The organism is Mesorhizobium sp. M0800 (assembly GCF_040320095.1).
Lineage (GTDB): Bacteria > Pseudomonadota > Alphaproteobacteria > Rhizobiales > Rhizobiaceae > Mesorhizobium.
The window spans coordinates 26,282-44,383 of record NZ_JAMYOZ010000024.1 but is presented as its reverse complement, the minus strand read 5'-3'; the positions used below and the strand labels follow the sequence as shown (position 1 = coordinate 44,383).

Sequence of the window (18,102 nt, the reverse complement as noted above, 5' to 3'; positions counted from 1 at the left end):
GTCTTCCCGCGCCATGGGCTGGGCCTGCTTGGGCGTAGGTCGTCAGGGTTAATTCTCCCGATCAGCGGAAAGGATTAGCATCGACGCAGTCCCAACCGGGATGAGGCGATCAATTACGGCCGCGCGTCCAGCATCACTGCCGCCTCGGTCCTGCACGGCCAGAAGAAAAAAATCTGGGAGGAATGCATGATGAAAACAACTCACCTCAGGCGTGTCGGTATCCTCACCTTGGCAGGTCTCATTGGCGCGTGTCTGAACGCCGCCACTCCTCGGGCGGCCGAACCCGACAAAGCCGAGATCGATGCCCTGCGTAAATCGCTGTCCAGGTATGAAGACTACAAGGTTGCCATTCGCGAGCTTTATCTATCGACGGTAGGATGCGTCTTCTACAGCGGCGAAAAGGTAGAGGGGGCGATGGACTACCCGAAGGGCGCGATGGGCATCCATTTCGTCAACGTCACGACTGTCGGCCCGACCGCGGATCCGACACGCCCCAATGTGCTGATCTATGAGCCGGTCGGCGGCGAATTGCGCCTGGTCGGCGCGGAATGGCTCGTGCCCTTGACGCCGGACACAAAGGAGCCGCCGAAGCTCTTCGGCCAGACATTCCAGGGGCCGATGGAGGGGCATTACCCGCTCATCCCGAAGGAATTCCACCACTACGACCTTCACGCCTGGCTGTTCAAGGACAACCCGCTCGGAATGTTCAGCCCGACGAACCCGGACGTGAAATGCGACAACTATCCGTTTCCGATGCCTGAGCAGCCGACCAAGATGGTGCCGGGGCCGATGTAATAGCGGCTCAGGGTACGATCCGTAGCTTGCGAGGAAAGGCAGCCGGACCTCAAAGGCGTTATCCCGGAGGACGCTTCTGGGATAACGTCCAACCAAAAGTCCGTGCCCGGAACTTCGGACTCGTTTTGCCGTTTTGGCAATCACACGACACTGCCGCGAATTCACAAAGGCGTTCCAAGGAGCCGACCGCGAAACGACGGAGGACCAAGTGAAAAGTCTGATCCAGACAGGATTGTCCGCAGCCGTTTCGGGTACGATCGTCAGCTTCGCCACGACAGCTGCATTGGCCCTGCTTGCCAGGCGGGAAGGCAAAGGCGCCCTGCAGCCCACGAATGCGACCAGCCACTGGCTCTACGGCGAACAGGCCGCGTCCGTGCGGCGCGGTGACGTGGCGCACACGCTCGTCGGCTATGGCACGCATCACGCTTCCTCCATCTTCTGGGCATTCCTTTTCGAACTATGGCTCGCCTCGAGGCCGCCGCGTCCGTCGCTTCTGATATTTCGCGATGCGTTGGCGGCAGCGGCCATTGCCGCGGCGACAGATTATGGCTTCGTGCCGAAGCGGTTGACGCCAGGTTGGGAGACGGTGCTGCCGAAGCGATCTATCGCGGCGACTTTTGCGGTGATGGCGGTCGGTCTAGCGATGGGCGGCATGATCAACAAGGGATTGCGCCGGCAGCATTAGGGACAGGGATTTGAGACAGATGCTTCGCACGGCGCGTTCACATCATCGCGACGGGCGGATCGCCGCGCTCGTCCCATTCTGCGGCATCTCCACCTCATCGGGAACCTTTCTCAAGGGACATGGTTCCGAATGTGCGGCGAAAGCGTGCTGCTCATTCCTGCTATCGCCAAGGAGATTCGACCATGAAGCTTCGCGAGTTGTTGGATCAAGTAAAGGACCTGCCGCCGGACACCTTGGTCTGTGCCGCCGAAATCGATGAAGCCTTTGCAGTCAACGTTGTTGGCGTTGAAGCTGTCGGGAGCGCCAGAATCCAAAGCCGCAAACCGGATGGCACCGAAGCTGTCGAACTCGCCAACGGGACCGACAAAGTCATCGTGATCCGCTGGTGAAAACCGGGGAAGGTTGCGTTCAACAGCATGACGTTCCGCTCCACTGTGGGGCGCTGAATTGCAAATGCTGGCAGCCTATCGATGGCCAGTCGCCTATGGCTTGGTGGGCATGGCTTGGACAAAAGCCGCCATTTGGCGTTCGAGCGCTTTGAACGCGCTGCCGCGCCAGCTCTCGGCCATGGATGCCGATTTTGGATCAGGGAAGATTTCCTCTTCCCCTCGCGCCATGCCGTCCAGGATGCCTTTCGCGACGCTCTCCGCGGAGCTCTTCGGTATATCGGCGTCTCTGCTCATGTCGGTGTCTATGGGACCGGACAGGACTGCATGAACGCTCACGCCACGAGCGCCGGCGAGAGCACGCAGCGATTGCGTCATGGAAAACGCGGCGGCCTTCGATAGTGAGTAAGACGGAATAATCGGGAAGGGAACGAGAGCCGCTTCCGACAGGATGTTGACCACGGCGCCGCGCGAATGCGTGAGCAGCGGCAGGAATGCGTGGGTTACGCCATGCACGCCGAGCAGGTTGACGGCGAGGTGTCGCTCGAGCGCAGCACGATCGCCAAGATCGTCGTAGAGCCCGATGCCGGCGTTGTTGATGAGGATATCGAGAGACCCGATCCGCTCGACAGCCGCCCCAATCTGCACCGCATCGGTCACGTCCAGGATCAGCGGCGTGACGCGCCGATCCGCGTGGGCGAGCGGTTTGCGCGCGCCGGCATAGACGCGCTTGGCACCCCGCCTCAATATTTCCTCGACCAGCGCCTTGCCGAGGCCGCGATTGGCCCCGGTCACGAGAACGGCTTTGTTTGTGACTTCCATCGATTTCGGCACGGCGATCTCTCCTCCTCTTGCATAAATGCAACCCATTCGTTCTTGCATCATGCAAGTAGGCTATGGTTTTCTGTTCCCACGCTTGGACGCCGCCTCCCCCGTTGCATTGCTCCAGGGCAGCCGGCGCCGTGACCAGGCGAACCTTGCAATTAGGACCCGACTTCCAACGTCGTGTAGGAGATCGGCGAAGGCCGCTCCAGGAAGGCGCCGGTTATGGCCGAAACGAAATTCTTCGCGTCCGCCGAGCGTAGAAAAGCGTCGCGCTCCTGCTTCGATGCCCAGCGCTCGACGCAGATGGTAACGTGGGGCTCTGCCTCCGAGCGAAAGACGCTATAGTCGATGCACCCGCTTTGCTTGCGGGCCGCCCCCGCCACGTCCCGCAGGGCATTCCGCACCTTGCTTTCGATGCCGGGCTTCGCCGCTGCCGTCGTCATGACGATCATCCCGGCGCCATCGCCTGCCGCCTTGCGCTCGACGGCGCCGAGGTCCTCGTTTTGCGGCACAACCGTTGGGTTGGCGTTCTCTTCGCCCTTGTTGGGTTGCCCCTTGCCCGTCGAAATCAGGTCGCGGAGACTCGCGACATAGAAGCGCCACGAGTCATGGCAGACATCGTAGCATTCTTCACTCGGCTTCAGCCCGACATGGGTGAAACGCAGTTCGGTCCCCTTATCAGTCGGCGCGATCTCGAAGACCACGTCCGTGCCGGTCCACTCGGTCGCATCCTTGACGAAGTTGAAGTAGTTCTGGACGACGTGCCAGACGACCTTCTTGCCAGGCACAAGCTCCGTGACCTTGAATGTGCCGCGGTGGATATCCTTGAAATGATAGTAGAATATCGCACCGAGCTTATTGGTGTCGCCATCTATATCTTCCGACCACCAGGCTCGCGGATTGACAACCGCGGCAAAAACCTCTTCGGGGCTTTGCTTAACGACGAATGACGTCGTGTAATCTTCTTCCTTTTTCATAACATATCTCCTGTCTGGATCTGATTGGTTGATGGACACCCGAAATCTCGGGCGATGAAGTGGAGCGACACCCTCTCGACCTCTGTCGCTTGCATCATGCAAGCATGATGCATACTTGCATGATGCAAGTCAATAGGGTATGTTCACACCATGCTTGGTCGTCTCTATGAAAAACAAAACTGCTCGGCCTCACGCGCCCTGGAGCTGGTCGGCGAGCGCTGGAGCCTGTTGATCCTGCGCGACGCGATATTCGGCGGCTGCACGCGCTTTTCGCAATTCCAGAAGAGCCTGGGGATCGCCACCAACATCCTGGCCAAGCGCCTCGAGGATTTCGTCGAGGCCGGCCTGATGGACCATCGCCCGGGTGCCGCCGGCGAGCAGGCCGACTACGTCCTGACCCGGAAGGGGCTGGAATTCAAAACGGTCATTATCGCGCTGACCGAGTGGGGCGACAAATGGGTGCGGCCCGGACCCATCTTCTACTGCGACCAATCCGACGGCAAGCCGGTCGAGGTGCAATTGCGTCGCGCCGGCAATGGCAAGCGGGCCGACTTCGCCGACGTCGTGGCGGCCCTGCGCTAGGCACGGCGGCGGGTCCGGCCCGCAGCACGATCCAAGACGAAGCTGTTTCGCATCGTGCCATAATGTTACCGCATATCTCACCTCCCGAGGTTGCATCTGTGGGCCGGGTCTGGTGGGTAGTTCGCGGGAGGAAACATGTCGATCGACTTTGCGGCAACGTCTTTTTGCGGGACCGTGGCACGCCTGATCGCGTGCGGTGAGGAACGCCAGATTGCGCTTGGGGCTGGTCCGCGCACCGTTCAGCGGAAGCTTGGGCAGCTTGCGGCAACAGGCAAGACGCAACCATTCGGTGGCCGTCGAGGGCGTCGTGGACGATCCCACCCACGCCATTAGGTTCAATAAGAAGTGGGTGGGAATTTAAAAATGGTGCCCCTAGCCGGGATCGAACCAGCACTCCTTGCGGAACTCGATTTTGAGAGGCCGGATATGCCTTATCCTAACTTTATCCGGCGGTATCCAATTGTACGATAACCGATTGTTGCCACTAGCTTTTTCGGCCAGTCCAATCATCCATACCTAACCGGACATACGCCACGGTTTGATTTCTGGCTGCACCCATCCTGCACCTGAAATCAATGTCGAGGTCTCTCCATTCGTTTGCCCTTCGATCTTCGATCCAAACCTGCCGATGTCAAAGCACACTTATTACCTGGGGTGGAAGCGCATCCTCGAACGGGCGGGCGTGCCACATACCGGCGGCGCCCGGCCCCTCAGACGCGACAAGCGTTAGCTAGGACGCTCCTTGCTCTCGGTCGACTTCCCGAAAGCCGTGTCATTGGACCTGGCCGCAGCCTCGCTCCGATCGCCGTCGCGAAGCGACATGACATCGCTCTGGCCGACTCTGTCGGCAGGACGTCACGAAGCGGACGCTGCGACTTTGGGGCGTCCGAACTCGACGTCCCGGCTGCGCTCCTGGGGTGCGGCTTCGCCACTCAGGCCGAGTTTGGGGAAAAGCAATTCAGCGACGTTGAACGCCTCTTCCAGATGCGGATAGCCGGACGCGATGATGGTTTCGATGCCGATCTCCTGATACTCGCGAATGCGCGCGGCAACATTGTCGGGATTGCCGACCAAGGCCGTTCCCGCACCGCCACGCACCAGCCCCGGTCCCGCCCATAGATTCGGGCCGACGACCAGCCGGTCGCGTCGACCTTGATGCAGCGCCGACATGCGCTTTTGGCCAACGGATTCCGAGATGTGGACAAATCCGTTCTGGGCTTCGGCGATCAGGTCATCGGTGACGTGGCTGATCAGCCGGTCGGCGGCTGCCCAGGCCTCATCCTCCGTTTCGCGTACGATCAGATGAATGCGAAGCCCGAAGCGCATCATGCGGCCTTGCGCCACTGCGGCTTCCCTGACGCGGGCGATCTTTTCGGCAAGCTGGTCCACCGGTTCACCCCAGCTCAGATAGGTGTCCACGTGCTTGGCGGCGATCGCGATGCCGGCGTCGGAAGAGCCGCCGAACCAGAGTGGCGGATGCGGCCGCTGAACCGGCGGGAAGGAAATGTCGGTGCCGTGGGCGGAAAGATATTTGCCGTCGAAATCCGCCGGCTCACCCGAAAGGATTCGCCGCCAGATCGTCAGGAACTCGTCGGTCTGTGCATAGCGCTCGTCATGACTGAGCTTGTTGCCGTCGCCGGCGAGATCGGCCGGGTCGGCTCCAGTGACGACATTGAGCAGGACACGACCACCGGAAATGCGGTCCAGAGTGGCCGCATGACGCGCAAACAGCGCCGGTGTTCCGCTGCCCGGCCGAAGTGCCACGAGGAACTTCAGCCGTTCGGTGAGCGGGATCAGCCCGGCCGCTACGATCCAGGCGTCTTCACAACGCGTTCCTGTCGGCAGGAGCACACCCTTGAAGCCAAGCCGGTCCGCAGCCTGGGCGATCTCCCTGAGATAGCCGAAGGTTGCCGGGCGGTGCCGCTCGTCCGTGCCGAGATACGGTCCATCGCCATGGGTCGGCAGATACCAGTAGAGGTCAAGCGGACGGGTGTTGCTGGACATCGGATTGTTTCCTTCAGCGATTGCGGAATGTCTAGGCAAGCGTCAGATCTTGCCCTTCCAGGGGATGAGGCGATGCTCCAGCCAGCGCATGCCGCTAGTAAAGGCGAAGGCAAGGATGGCGATGACGATGAGGCCGACGAAGACGACGTCGGTGGCGAGGAAATTGGCCGCCGACATGATCATGTAGCCAAGGCCCGACTGGGCCGCGATCAGCTCGGCCGCTACGAGCGTGGACAATCCGGCGCCGATGGCAATCTTCAGGCCGGTCATGATTTCCGGCAACGCGGACGGCAGGATGATGCTGGTGAAAAGTTGCAGCCGGCTCGCACCGAGCGACAGCGCGGCATTGATGCGTTCGGCCGGCACCGACCGGACGCCGGCCTGTGCGGCAAAACAGATCGGGGCGAAGGTCGACAGCGACAGGAGCACGATCTTGGAAGTTTCGCCGATGCCCAGCCAGATGATCAGCAGCGGCAGGTAGGCCAAAGGCGGCAGACCCCAGTAGAGATCGATCGGAACGCTGAAGATGCCCTTGACCCACCGATTGAGTCCCATCAGCAGGCCGAGCGGAATGCCCAGGAAAATGCCGACACCGAGCGCCGCGGCGATGCGGCCGAGGCTGGCGAGTGTGTGCTCGAGGAGCGTACCGTTGGCATACCCATCGGCCCAGACGGCGCTGAACTGGGTCAGTACCTCGGCGGGCGACGGCAGGAACAGCGGCGACGCCCAGCCGAAGCGCGTGGTCAAAAACCACAAGGCGATGAGCGACGCCAGCGTGACCAGGCTGATGCCGAGCGTGCTTGTCGAAGCGGACCGGCGCGTCTTGGGAGACGGCGCGCGCTGAGCTATCGAGGACGAAAAAGAGGTTCCGGAATTGGCGGCGAGCGTCATTGCAAGGTTCCTGTGCGGGCGCCTTCCGGCTGGTGGATCAGCGAGCGGATTTCCTGGCGCAGTTCGATGAAACGCCGGTGGGACTGGATCGGCCCGATGTCGCCGCTCTCAGCGAAGTCGCGAACGAAGTCGGCGTCGAACCGGGCAACGATGCGGCCTGGTCGAGGCGACATCACAACGATGGTGGTGCCGAGCGTGAGGGCTTCCTCGATCGAATGGGTAATGAACAGGATCTGCTTGCCGGTCTTGGCCCAGACCGAGGCCAGAAGCTGCTGCATCGTCTCGCGCGTCAGGCTGTCGAGGGCGCCGAACGGCTCGTCCATCAGCAGGATCTTCGGATCGGTGGCCAGCGCCCGCGCGATGCCGACTCGCTGGCGCATGCCGCCGGACAGTTCATAGGGCGGCTTTTCGGCGAAATCGGCGAGCCCGACCAGTTCCAGCAGACGCCTCGATCGCTCATGGCGTTCGCCGCGCCGCACGCCCCGGTATTTCAGGCCGAGAGCGACATTGTCCAGCACATTGGCCCAGGGCAGCAAGGTATCTTTCTGGAAGACGACGCCACGATCGCCGCCGGGCGCGACAATTTCTTTTCCGTCCAGTGTGATCGTGCCTTCGGTGAGCGGCAGGAAGCCGGCGATCGCGTTGAGCAATGTCGACTTGCCGCATCCGGAAGCACCAACCGCGACAACGATGGAATCTGGAGCGATATCGAGCGAGACGTGATCAAGCGCGTGCACGTCCTGGCCATCCGAGGCCGGAAAGGTCACGCTGGCATCGCGGATTCGAAGCATGGTGGGCCTCCAAGCAGTCTGGCTGGCGAGAATTCCGCCAGCCGGAACCTGAATGTCGTCAGGTGATTTCTAGTTCGAGGCCTTGGCAGCGCCTGCGTATTCCGGATCGGCGAACGCGGCGTAGCTGTCCTTGATGGCGGTGATCTTGTGCTGGTCCTCCAGGAAGCCCGCAGTGTCCTTGAGGATTTTCGCAACGGCGCTCTTCTCACCACCGCCCAGCCATTTGTCGGACATCTGCTCGTCGAGCGGCGGAACCACTGTTGTCTTCAACTGCTCCGAATTCTCGGCCGCCGTGCCGCCCTGCAATTTGGCGATCAGCTTGGCGCTCTCTGAGTCCGGTCCCCATGCGGCCGGGTTGCTCAGGTAGGCCGTGTTGTAGCCGTCGATCAGCCGGACATACTGGCCGAGGAAGTCGGGATTGGCCTTGGCGAACTCGCCGGTCACGACCAGCGCGCTGAAGGTCGGCGCGCCACGGTCGGCGACCTGGCCGGCTGTGAGCAGAACCTTGCCGTCCTTTTTGAGTTCAGAGAGTGCCGGATCCCAGACGAAGGCCCCGTCAATGTCGCCGCGCTTCCAGGCAGCGACGATTTCGGGCTGCGGAATGGCGATGACCTGGGTTTCCTTCTCCGAAATGCCTTCCTGCTTGAGGACGGCGAGAAGCTGGTAATGATCCGTCGATACCGGCGCGGCCGCGAGCTTCTTGCCCCGCAGGTCGGCCGGCGACTTGACATCGGGCCGCACCACCAGGGCTTCTCCGTCACGGGAGACCGAGGAGATGTAGAAGGCCTTCACGTCGATGCCCCTGCTGACGGCTGCGGCGAACGGGCTTGATCCGACATCGCCGATCTGGACGTCGCCGGATGCGATGGCAGCAAAGATGTCAGCACCGGAATTGAAGCGGCGGTATTCGATGTTCCAGCCGGTTTTCTTGGCAAGATCGCCGTTGGCAATGCCGAGATTGTAGGGATTGGCCCCGGTCTGGTAGGCGATGACGACTTTCTTGTCGTCGGCATGCGCTGCAGCGGATGTGGCCGCTATGGCAAGCCCGACAAGGGCGGCGGAAATAAGTTTTCGCATGGAGCCTTAATCCTTTTGAACAGAGGGCAAACCCCTCGACTGCCCGCCCTATTCAAAGAGCGTTGGATTAACGTCCACTGATATTATAGACTTAGATAGCAATAGAATTCTTAAAATCAGCTCGCGCTTAAAAAAGAATTCGGATTTAGACGGCACGCTGTCGCCCGCGGGATTATTCAGGCGCAAAATGCGGAGTGCTTACGGGCCGCGCCTTGGCTACATATCGCCTATCAGGCACTTGCCTTGGCACTTTATCCGTCAGGCCGAAGCCGCCCGGACCGGTTGGCTCTTCGGCTGGCGCGGTGAAAGCAGGGCAACGAATTGATCCACGGCCTGCCCGGCCCGCGCCAGAACCAGCGAATCTACGAGCTTGCCGTCGGCAAAGTCGCTGTCACTGCCATAGACGGCGCTCGGCACCGTCAGGGCGGAGTAAAAGCCAAACAGCGGGCGAAGCTGATGTTCGACTACCAGCGCGTGGCGCTGGCCACCACCCGTCGCGCCGATCAGGACCGGCCGGTCGACGAGCGCCAGTGGATCGATGAGGTCGAACAGATGCTTGAACAGGCCAGCATAGGAGCCGTTGTAGACCGGCGTCGTGACGATCAGCGCGTCGGCCTGTTCGACCGCGTTTACCACATTCAGCGCCTCCGGCGTCAATTCCCTTCGCGTAAACGCAGCACCCAGACCACGGCCGGCATCGACAAGATCGAGGAAATTTACTGTGACAGACAATCTTTCGCGCAGCGCCTCGCCGAGATGATGCGCCAGCGTCCGCGACTTCGACGGCCTGTGGGTGTTGCCCGAAAGCACGACGATGTTCTGGCGCAGCCGTTCGACGTGGAAATTCATGGGCTCTCTCATCTGTCCAAAGCAATGGGAAACGCGGGCGGGGCCGCCGGCCCCGCCATTTCGTCGGCGACCGTCAGGCGGCGCGCAGAGGCCGTGTCAGCGGGATCGGCGCGGCCGGCTCCGAACGCGGCACGCGGCCTTCGACCGGATGGCTCGGATCATTGAACCCATGCGTTGAGGCATGGCCGGCGGTGACGAGGCGGTCGACAAAGGCCTCGTCCTCGGCGCTCAGCCTGAAGTCCAGCGCCTTCGCATAGCTGTCCCACTGTTCCTCGGTGCGCGGGCCGGCGATCGCCGCCGTGATCAGCCGGTTGTTCAACACCCAGGCCAGCGCGAAATCGGCGGCCGAGATGCCGCGTGACTTTGCGTGCGCCGCGATCTGCCTGGCGATCTCGATCGATTCCGGGCGCCACTCGGTCTCGGCGATGCGCTTGTCGCCACGGCCGGCCCGCGTGTCGGCGGCAGGCGCCTGGTTCGGCTCGTATTTGCCGGTCAGCACGCCGCGCGCCAGCGGGCTGTAGGAGACGACGCCAAGACCGTAATAGGCGGCCGCCGGCAGCTGTTCGGCCTCGGCGGTGCGGTTGACGATGTTATAGAGCGGCTGGCTGGCCACCGGCCGGTCGATGCCGAGTTCATCGGCCAGATGCGCGACTTCGGCGATGCGCCAGCCACGAAAGTTGGAGACGCCGAAATAGCGCAGCTTGCCCTGGCGGATCAGGTCGGCGATCGCCCGCACCGGCTCTTCCAGCGGCGCATCGAAGACGGCGCGGTGGAAGTAGAACAGGTCGATATAGTCTGTTCCCAGGCGCCGCAGGCTGTTCTCGACCGTCTGGATCACCCATTTGCGCGAATGGCCGCCGAGATTAGGCCCCTTGTCATGCGAGTTGACGAACTTGGTCGCCACGACCCAATGATCGCGCGTCGCCTTGATGCCGCGACCGACGACTTCCTCGGACTTGCCGTTGTGGTAGACGTCGGCGGTGTCAATGAAGTTGATGCCTTGCTCGCGCGCCTTGTCGATGATGCGATGCGCGACCGTCTCCTCGGTCGGCCCGCCGAACATCATCGTGCCCAGGCTGAGCGGCGAAACCTTCAGGGCGCTGCGGCCAAGATAGCGGTAATCGGACATTTTTCTGCTCCGTTGAACTTTCAATTGAGGGTTGGTTCGGCGTAGTGGCAGGCGACGTGGTGTCCGGGCGAGATCGCCCGGAATGCCGGCTCCTGCGAACGGCATAGATCCGTCGCCAGCGGGCAGCGCGTGTGAAAGCGGCAACCGTTCGGGATGTTCTGCGGGCTCGGCAGATCGCCATGGATCGGCGCGGCCTGGCGGCGCCGCGACGGGTCCGGCACGGCATCCATCAGCGCGCGCGTGTAGGGATGCTGGGGCGAGGTCCACAGCGTCGCATTGTCGGCGCTTTCGACAATGCGTCCGAGATACATAACCAGCACCCGGTCGGCGAAATAGCGGACGACCGACAGATCGTGCGAGATGAACAGATAGGACAGCCCGAGTTGCCGCTTCATGTCGACCAGCAGGTTGAGGATCTGCGCCTGGATCGAGAGATCGAGCGCCGACACCGGCTCGTCGCAGACGACCAGTTCCGGATTGAGGATGAGCGCGCGGGCAATGCCGATGCGCTGGCGCTGGCCGCCGGAAAATTCATGCGGGTAGCGGCCGAGAGCATCTACAGGTAATCCTACACGCTGGACTATGTCCTCGACAATTTTCCGCCGCTCGGCCTTGTTGCCAACGCCATGGACCTTCAGTGGTGCTGTCAGGATGTCGCCGATCATGTGGCGCGGATTAAGCGACGCGAACGGATCCTGAAAAATCATCTGGATGTTGCGGCGTGCCGCCTTCAGCCGGCGGGCGTCGAGAACGGTGATGTCGGTACCGTTGAACTCGATCCTGCCGCTAGTCGGGTCGACCAGCCGCATGATGGTCTTGCCTAGCGTCGATTTTCCGCAACCGCTTTCGCCGACGAGACCAACCGTCTCGCCGCGTCCGACTTCGAGGGATACGCCATCGACGGCGCGCAGCGCGCCGCCCTGGGCGTGGAAATGGGTGGAAAGGTCAGAGACCGAGAGCAGCGCCATGCGCAACCTCCGGAATGAAGCTGTAGGGGCAGGCGACTAGACGATCCTCGCTCACCTCGACGAGGGCGGGTACGAAATGGGCACAACTGTCGCGCGCCACCGCGCAGCGCGGCCGGAACGGGCAGCCCTTTTCGCCGGCGGCCGAGACGATGCTGCCGGGAATCTCCGTCAGCCTGGCGTCGCGGTAGTGGAGATTGGTCTTCAGCCTTGGCGAAGCGGCCAGCAGGCCGCGCGTATAGGGGTGAAAGGGTGTTCTGAACAGTGCGTCCGGCAGCGCCTGTTCAACCTTGCGGCCGGCATACATGACGACGACCTTGTCGGCCCATTGTGCGACGACACCAAGATCGTGGGTGATGAGCACGACAGCCATCGATAGTTCGCGGCGCAGCGTATCGAGCAGGTCGAGCACCTGCGCCTGGATGGTCACGTCGAGCGCCGTCGTCGGTTCGTCGGCAATCAGCAGGCGCGGTCGGCAGGCAACGGCGATGGCAATCATGACGCGCTGGCGCATGCCGCCGGAAAGCTGGTGCGGATAGTCGTCGATGCGCCGCTGCGGATCGGGAATGCGAACCAGATTGAGAAGCTCGATGGCACGGTTCCGCGCTGCCTTGCCGCGTATGCCTTCGTGCAGCGTCAGCACCTCGGTGATCTGCCGGCCGATGGTCAGCACCGGATTGAGCGACGTCATCGGCTCCTGGAAGATCATGGCGATCTCGCGTCCGCGCAGGCTCCGCATAGCCTTCTGGTCGAGACCGAGCAGGTCCTTGCCGGCGAATTCGATCCTGCCATTGGGGATTTTCGCCGAGCGCGGCAGAAGCTGCATCAGGGCGAGCGCGGTCAGCGACTTGCCGGAGCCTGATTCACCAACGATCGCCAGCGTCTCGCCCTCACCGACCTCGAAGCTCAGCCGGCTGACCGGCTCGGCGGTCGGGAAGCGAACCGTCAGATTGTCGATCCTGAGCAAAGGAGCGGCCATCTCTATCGCTCCTGTGAGAAGCGCGGGTTGAGCGCGTCGTTGAGGCCGTCACCGATCAGGTTCAGCGCCAGCACGGTAAAGACGATCGCAAGTCCCGGCAGCGCTGTCAGATACCAAGCGGTGCGGATCAATTCCCTGCCCGCTCCGATCATCGAGCCCCAGCTGACGACGTTGGGATCGCCGAGGCCCATGAAGGACAGCGCCGATTCCATCAGGATCGCGGTCGCCACCATCACCGACGAGGTCACGATCAACGGCGGCAGCGCATTGGGCAGGATCTCGCGGAAGATAATGCGGACATGGCCGTAGCCGAGGCTGCGGGCGGCCATGACGAAATCCTTCTCGCGGATGGCCCGGAATTCGGCGCGGGTCAACCGCGCCACCGTCGGCCAGGTGATGACGGCAATCGCCACTGTCACGACAGGCGCGGTCGGCTGCGCGATCGCCACCATGACGACCAGAAGCACGAAGCTCGGTATGGTCTGAAAGATCTCGATCAGGCGCACCAGCAGGTCGTCGATCCAGCCGCCGAAGTAGCCGGCGGCGGCGCCGACCAGGATGCCGAAGCTGAGGCCGAGCGCGGTCGCCACCAGGCCGACGAACAGCGAAATCCGCGCGCCATGCAGAATGCCGGAAAGCACATCGCGGCCCATGGAGTCCGTGCCCAGTGGGAAGGCTGGGTTCTGGCCCGGCCACAGGAAGGGCCGCGCCACCATCGATAGCGGATCGGCCGGATAGAGGACTGGTGCCAGCAGTGCGGCCAGCACGACCAACGACAGGAACACCACGCCGAACATGGCGTTGGGATTGCGCAGGAAAACCTTCAGCGCACGCCCGCCAGCGGCTATCGGCACCGACGCTGCCGAAGCGGAGCGTGCGTCGGGCGCGTGGAGATTGCTCCAGCTCTTTGCCTCGGGTTCAGGCGGTGCCGCGGGCCCGCGGGCATCGGCATGGAGACGGCGGGAACGGGCATCGCCCGCGGCGAAATCGGTGGAAGCCATCAGCGTACTCCGATGCGGGGATCGAGCCAGGCGTGCAGAAGATCGACGGTCGCGTTGGCGATGATGACCAGCAGCGACGACAACAGAAGGATGCCGAGCAGCACGGTGAAATCGCGGCCCATGACCGCTTCGAAGGCGAGACGCCCGAGGCCGGGCCAGGAATAGACAGTCTCGACAACCACGGCGCCGCCGAGCATGCCGCCGACATGCATGCCGGCCATGGTGGTAATGGGGATCAGCGCGTTGCGCAGGACATGGCGAATGGTGATGATGGCCGGCGGCAGGCCCTTGGCTGCGGCGGTGCGCACGTAGTCCTGCGACTGGACCTCCAGCATCGCCGCTCGTGTCAGCCGCGCATAGATCGCCACGTAGAACAGCGCCAGCGACAGTGCCGGCAGGATCATGTAGCGCGCCCTGTCCCAGAGCCCGGCAAGGCCGGTCAGGTTGCTGCCGATGGTTCCCGAGCCGCCGCTCGGCAGCCAGCCGAGCTTGACCGAAAACAGCACGATCAGCATCAAGCCGATCCAGAAACCCGGGATTGAATAGAACAGCAGCGAAATAACGGAGAGCACACGATCCGGCAGGCGCCCGGCAAACACCGCCATCACCGATCCAAGGGCGAGGCCGAGCACAATGGCGACGGCCAGAGCCACCGCCATCAGCACCAGCGTGCCGGGCAGCCGCTGGCCGATCAGGTCGGCGACCGGCATGCCGTAGCGTGGCGAAAAGCCGAGGCTGAAATGTGCGAGATTGTAGAGATAGTTGAACAGTTGGACGAGAAGCGGATTGTCGAGCCCGAAGCGCTGGCGAAGCGCCGCCATCGTTTCGACAGTGGCCGAGCCAGCCTCGCCGGCCATAACATCGGCGGCATCGCCGGGCGCGAGCTGCATCAGGAAGAAGTTCAGGATGACGATGCCCAGAACGGTCGGCACCGCCTGGATGGCGGTGCGCCGGAAGGTTCTGCCAATGCGCGTCAGGGTCGACATCGTTTTCGCTATCCCGGCTGTGGCTGACGATGCGGGTTTGCTGTTTCCCGGAGAGTTCCGTGCTTTTTAGTTGACAAGATTTATAGACATTGTCAAACCTGATTTAAGAAATTTTATCCTGCAAATGGTTACATTGCAGAATAGAATTTTATTTCATGCTACAAAATTAGCTGTTTGAAGTATGAAATCTTAAGCGCGAGAGCAGGTTGGCCAAATCTTTCCGCAAACGGGCCCGCTCTTGGAACAACGGATTTTCAACTCGGTGGAGCCGACGATCGGCCGATCGGGGCCGGCAGCAAAAAAGGACCAGGGCGCGATGTCTCATTTCCTCATTCCGAACCGCCGCATGTTCCTCGGCATCTCGGCAGGCGCGCTCGGAGCGACCCTGTTGCCTGCATCGCGCAGCGTCTACGCCGCCGAGCCGAAACAGGGTGGAACGGCGACGCTGGTGCTCTCGGCTGAGCCGCCTGTGCTGACGACCATCGCCCACACGGCATTCAATTCGGTCTACGTCTCGGCCAAGACCACCGAGGGCCTGCTGACCTATGATTTCGATCTCACGCCGCGCCCATCCCTGGCCAGACAATGGTCAGTCAGTGACGATGGGCTGCAATACACCTTCAAGCTGCGCGAAGGCGTGAAGTGGCATGATGGCCAGCCGTTCACCGCCGCCGACGTCGCCTATTCGATCACCACGATCAGAGAGGTTCATCCGCGCGGCCGCAACACCTTCCTCAACCTTGTAGACATCCAGACGCCGGATCCACTGACCGTGACGCTGGTTCTGTCGAGGCCGGCGCCTTACCTGATCACGGCCTTGGCCGCGGCCGAAACGCCGATCGTGCCGAAGCACCTCTATGACGGCACAAAGGCAGCCGAAAACCCGGTCAACGTCGCGCCGGTCGGCACCGGCCCTTTCGTCTTCAAGGAATGGGTCCGCGGCAGCCACATCGTCTACGAACGCAACCCTGACTACTGGGACGCACCGCGCCCCTATCTCGACCGGTTGATCGTGCGCTTCATCCCGGACGCTTCGGCGCGCGCGCTGGCGCTGGAGACCGGCGAGATCGATCTGGCGCCGGCAACGCCGATTCCGTACAGCGATTTGCAGCGCTTCGAAACGCTGCCGCATATCCGTTTCGAGAAACAGGGCTACCAATATTCCAATGGCATCAGCCGGGTCGAGTTCAACCTGGAGAAAGCCTATTTCCAGGATGTTCGCGTCCGCCGCGCCTTCGCCCACGTCATCGACCGCAACGTCATCCGCGAGACGATCAACTATGGCTATGGCGAAACCATTCCAGGCCCGATCAACCCCAATCTGAAGAAGTGGTTCATCGCCGACCTGAAGACCTATCCGGTCGACACGGCCGCCGCCGATAAACTGCTCGATGAAGCAGGCTTGCCGCGCGACGCCAACGGTACCCGGCTCAAGCTTGTCCACGACTATGTCCCGAGCGGCGAAACCTACAAGCGCGGCGCCGACTACATCAAGCAGGCATTGGCCGCGGTCGGGATCGAGGTCACCGTGCGCAGCCAGGATTTCGCCACCTACACCAAGCGCATCTACACCGACCGCGACTTCGACTTCACCTTCAACGGCATGAGCAATCTGTTCGACCCGACGGTAGGCGTACAGCGCCTCTACTGGTCTAAGAATTTCAAACCCGGCGTGCCGTTCTCCAACGGTTCGAAATACAGAAATGCCAAGGTCGACGAACTTCTTGAAGCGGCCGCCGTCGAGGTCGACCACGAAAAGCGCTTCGAGCAATGGGCCGCGATCCAGCAGATTCTGGTCGAGGACCTGCCCGACATCGGCATCGTCAGCCAACCGGAAATCACCCTCTACAACAGGCGCATAGCCGGTCACACGGTGGGCGCCGAGGGCAATGCCGGCTCCCTCGCAACCGCCCATATCGTCGCCTGAGCCCTGACCCGTGCGCGGTCCTTCGCACGGGTTCCCTTCCTCCACCCGAGAAAGTTCGCCATGACGCTCGCCCACAAGCCTGGTTCCATCGTCGGCACGCCCTTCTTCAAGGCGCCGACCGACTATCCGGACAGCCCGCTGTCGAAAGCGCTTCAGCAGCCGGTGCTGCTCGGGCTGTTCCTGCCGATCCAGGCCGGTGGCTGGACCAACTCGACGCTGCCGCGCTCGACCGACTGGCGCTTCGACTACAATCGCGATCTGACGTTGAAGGCCGAGGAGCTTGGCTTTGACCTCGTCTTCGCGCTCAGCCAGTGGCTGCCCAAGGGCGGTTATGGCGGTGTCTTCAACGGCCAGGCGCTGGACAGTTTCGTGTCCGTGGCGGCGATGGCCGCGATTACCAAGAAGATCATGCTGATTTCGACCATGCATGTTCTCTACGGTCCCTGGCATCCGCTGCATCTGGCGAAATTCGGCGCCACGCTCGACCACATCTCCGGCGGCCGCTGGGGCATCAACGTCGTCACCGGCCATCGCGCCGTCGAACATGAAATGTTCGGCTGGAACCGTATCGAGCACGACCGCCGCTACGAACTCGCCGCCGAATTCGTCGAGGTGCTGCAGCAGCTGTGGCAGGATGACGAGAATTTCTCTTTCTCCGGAGAATCGAGCTGGAAGCTCAATGGCGGCTTCGTCACGCCCAAGCCGAATTACGGCCGGCCGATCCTGGTCAATGCCACCGGCTCCGACGCCGGCATTTCCTTTGCCGGCCGTTATTCCGACATCGTCTTCGTCACCAGCCCGGCCGGCTCCGATATCGCCAGCGCGCTGGAAGCGCTGCCGGCGCATACGAAGAAGGTGAAGGACGCAGCCCTCGGCGTCGGCCGCACCGTGCGCACGCTGCTCAACCCGCTGGTCATCAGCAGGCCGACCGAGAAGGAGGCCTGGGCGGTCGCCGATGAGATCGTCGCCCATGCCGACAGCCGCACGCCGAAAGGCTTCCAGACCTTCAACAGCGATGCCCAGGCCTGGAAAGGACGCGAGGGCCGCGACGATCCCTACGCCAAGGTCGGCGGCAACATCTATCTCATCGGCACGCCCGAACAGATCGTCGAGCAGTTCGTCAAGTTGAAGGACTCCGGCATCGACGGCCTGCAGCTCTCCTTCTTCGACTTCAAGCCGGACCTCGAATTCTTCGGCGAGAACATTCTGCCGCTGATGAAGCAGGCCGGCCTGCGCAACGCCTGAGGAGCCAT

At 62.3% G+C, this 18,102-nt stretch carries 18 protein-coding genes; 6 read left to right on the top strand and 12 right to left on the bottom strand.

What is annotated here, in order from left to right; translation table 11 throughout:
- The first annotated feature begins 189 nt into the window (after window positions 1–189).
- The 3 genes from NKI18_RS23825 (at window position 190) to NKI18_RS23815 (ending at window position 1,869) form a co-directional block, all read left to right on the top strand.
- Window positions 190–795: a hypothetical protein gene (locus NKI18_RS23825; protein ID WP_502897562.1), complete on the top strand. Its 606-nt coding sequence runs from the start codon at window positions 190–192 to the stop codon at window positions 793–795.
- 208 nt (window positions 796–1,003) lie between these two features.
- Window positions 1,004–1,480, top strand: coding sequence for a hypothetical protein (locus NKI18_RS23820; RefSeq protein WP_352619577.1), 477 nt, complete (start codon window positions 1,004–1,006; stop codon window positions 1,478–1,480).
- Window positions 1,481–1,662: 182 nt separating this feature from the next.
- Entirely contained in the window at window positions 1,663–1,869 is a 207-nt protein-coding gene (locus NKI18_RS23815; RefSeq protein ID WP_352619576.1) for a sugar phosphorylase, read from the top strand.
- A gap of 93 nt (window positions 1,870–1,962) precedes the next feature.
- On the opposite strand, the gene NKI18_RS23810 is transcribed toward NKI18_RS23815, so the two are convergent.
- Both NKI18_RS23810 and NKI18_RS23805 read right to left on the bottom strand, forming a co-directional pair.
- Window positions 1,963–2,700, bottom strand: coding sequence for an SDR family NAD(P)-dependent oxidoreductase (locus NKI18_RS23810; protein ID WP_352456666.1), 738 nt, complete (start codon window positions 2,698–2,700; stop codon window positions 1,963–1,965).
- A 149-nt stretch (window positions 2,701–2,849) separates the two neighbouring features.
- Window positions 2,850–3,668, bottom strand: a complete 819-nt coding sequence (locus NKI18_RS23805; protein WP_352619575.1) for an antibiotic biosynthesis monooxygenase — start codon at window positions 3,666–3,668, stop codon at window positions 2,850–2,852.
- 150 nt (window positions 3,669–3,818) lie between these two features.
- Between NKI18_RS23805 and NKI18_RS23800 the strand changes: the two genes are divergently transcribed.
- Window positions 3,819–4,250, top strand: a complete 432-nt coding sequence (locus NKI18_RS23800; RefSeq protein ID WP_352619574.1) for a winged helix-turn-helix transcriptional regulator — start codon at window positions 3,819–3,821, stop codon at window positions 4,248–4,250.
- Between the two features lie 855 nt (window positions 4,251–5,105).
- On the opposite strand, the gene ssuD is transcribed toward NKI18_RS23800, so the two are convergent.
- The 10 genes from ssuD to NKI18_RS23750 all read right to left on the bottom strand — a co-directional run bounded on the left by ssuD (window position 5,106) and on the right by NKI18_RS23750 (window position 14,922).
- Window positions 5,106–6,254 carry an FMNH2-dependent alkanesulfonate monooxygenase gene (gene ssuD, locus NKI18_RS23795; protein WP_352619573.1) on the bottom strand — a complete coding sequence of 383 codons (1,149 nt, stop codon included), beginning with the start codon at window positions 6,252–6,254 and terminating at the stop codon, window positions 5,106–5,108.
- Window positions 6,255–6,296: 42 nt separating this feature from the next.
- Window positions 6,297–7,145, bottom strand: a complete 849-nt coding sequence (locus tag NKI18_RS23790) for an ABC transporter permease subunit (RefSeq protein ID WP_352619572.1) — start codon at window positions 7,143–7,145, stop codon at window positions 6,297–6,299.
- Complete coding sequence (locus tag NKI18_RS23785) at window positions 7,142–7,936, bottom strand: taurine ABC transporter ATP-binding protein (protein WP_352619571.1); 795 nt, start codon at window positions 7,934–7,936, stop codon at window positions 7,142–7,144. The genes NKI18_RS23790 and NKI18_RS23785 overlap by 4 nt, the downstream gene beginning before the upstream one ends.
- Before the next feature lie 69 nt (window positions 7,937–8,005).
- Window positions 8,006–9,013, bottom strand: a complete 1,008-nt coding sequence (tauA, locus tag NKI18_RS23780) for a taurine ABC transporter substrate-binding protein (RefSeq protein WP_352619570.1) — start codon at window positions 9,011–9,013, stop codon at window positions 8,006–8,008.
- 258 nt (window positions 9,014–9,271) lie between these two features.
- On the bottom strand, window positions 9,272–9,862 hold the full coding sequence (gene msuE / locus NKI18_RS23775; protein WP_352619569.1) for an FMN reductase: 591 nt from the start codon (window positions 9,860–9,862) through the stop codon (window positions 9,272–9,274).
- 73 nt (window positions 9,863–9,935) lie between these two features.
- Entirely contained in the window at window positions 9,936–10,991 is a 1,056-nt protein-coding gene (locus NKI18_RS23770) for an aldo/keto reductase (RefSeq protein WP_352619568.1), read from the bottom strand.
- 20 nt (window positions 10,992–11,011) lie between these two features.
- Window positions 11,012–11,959: an ABC transporter ATP-binding protein gene (locus NKI18_RS23765; protein WP_352619567.1), complete on the bottom strand. Its 948-nt coding sequence runs from the start codon at window positions 11,957–11,959 to the stop codon at window positions 11,012–11,014.
- Window positions 11,937–12,935, bottom strand: a complete 999-nt coding sequence (locus tag NKI18_RS23760) for an ABC transporter ATP-binding protein (RefSeq protein ID WP_353020720.1) — start codon at window positions 12,933–12,935, stop codon at window positions 11,937–11,939. Before NKI18_RS23760 ends, NKI18_RS23765 begins: the two co-directional genes overlap by 23 nt.
- 2 nt (window positions 12,936–12,937) lie before the next feature.
- On the bottom strand, window positions 12,938–13,936 hold the full coding sequence (locus tag NKI18_RS23755) for an ABC transporter permease (protein ID WP_352471358.1): 999 nt from the start codon (window positions 13,934–13,936) through the stop codon (window positions 12,938–12,940).
- Window positions 13,936–14,922: an ABC transporter permease gene (locus tag NKI18_RS23750; protein WP_352619565.1), complete on the bottom strand. Its 987-nt coding sequence runs from the start codon at window positions 14,920–14,922 to the stop codon at window positions 13,936–13,938. Before NKI18_RS23750 ends, NKI18_RS23755 begins: the two co-directional genes overlap by 1 nt.
- Window positions 14,923–15,238: 316 nt before the next feature.
- Between NKI18_RS23750 and NKI18_RS23745 the strand changes: the two genes are divergently transcribed.
- Together NKI18_RS23745 and NKI18_RS23740 are read left to right on the top strand one after the other, a co-directional pair.
- Window positions 15,239–16,849: an ABC transporter substrate-binding protein gene (locus NKI18_RS23745; protein ID WP_352619564.1), complete on the top strand. Its 1,611-nt coding sequence runs from the start codon at window positions 15,239–15,241 to the stop codon at window positions 16,847–16,849.
- 60 nt (window positions 16,850–16,909) lie between these two features.
- Window positions 16,910–18,094 carry an LLM class flavin-dependent oxidoreductase gene (locus tag NKI18_RS23740; protein WP_352619563.1) on the top strand — a complete coding sequence of 395 codons (1,185 nt, stop codon included), beginning with the start codon at window positions 16,910–16,912 and terminating at the stop codon, window positions 18,092–18,094.
- Window positions 18,095–18,102: the final 8 nt, after the last annotated feature.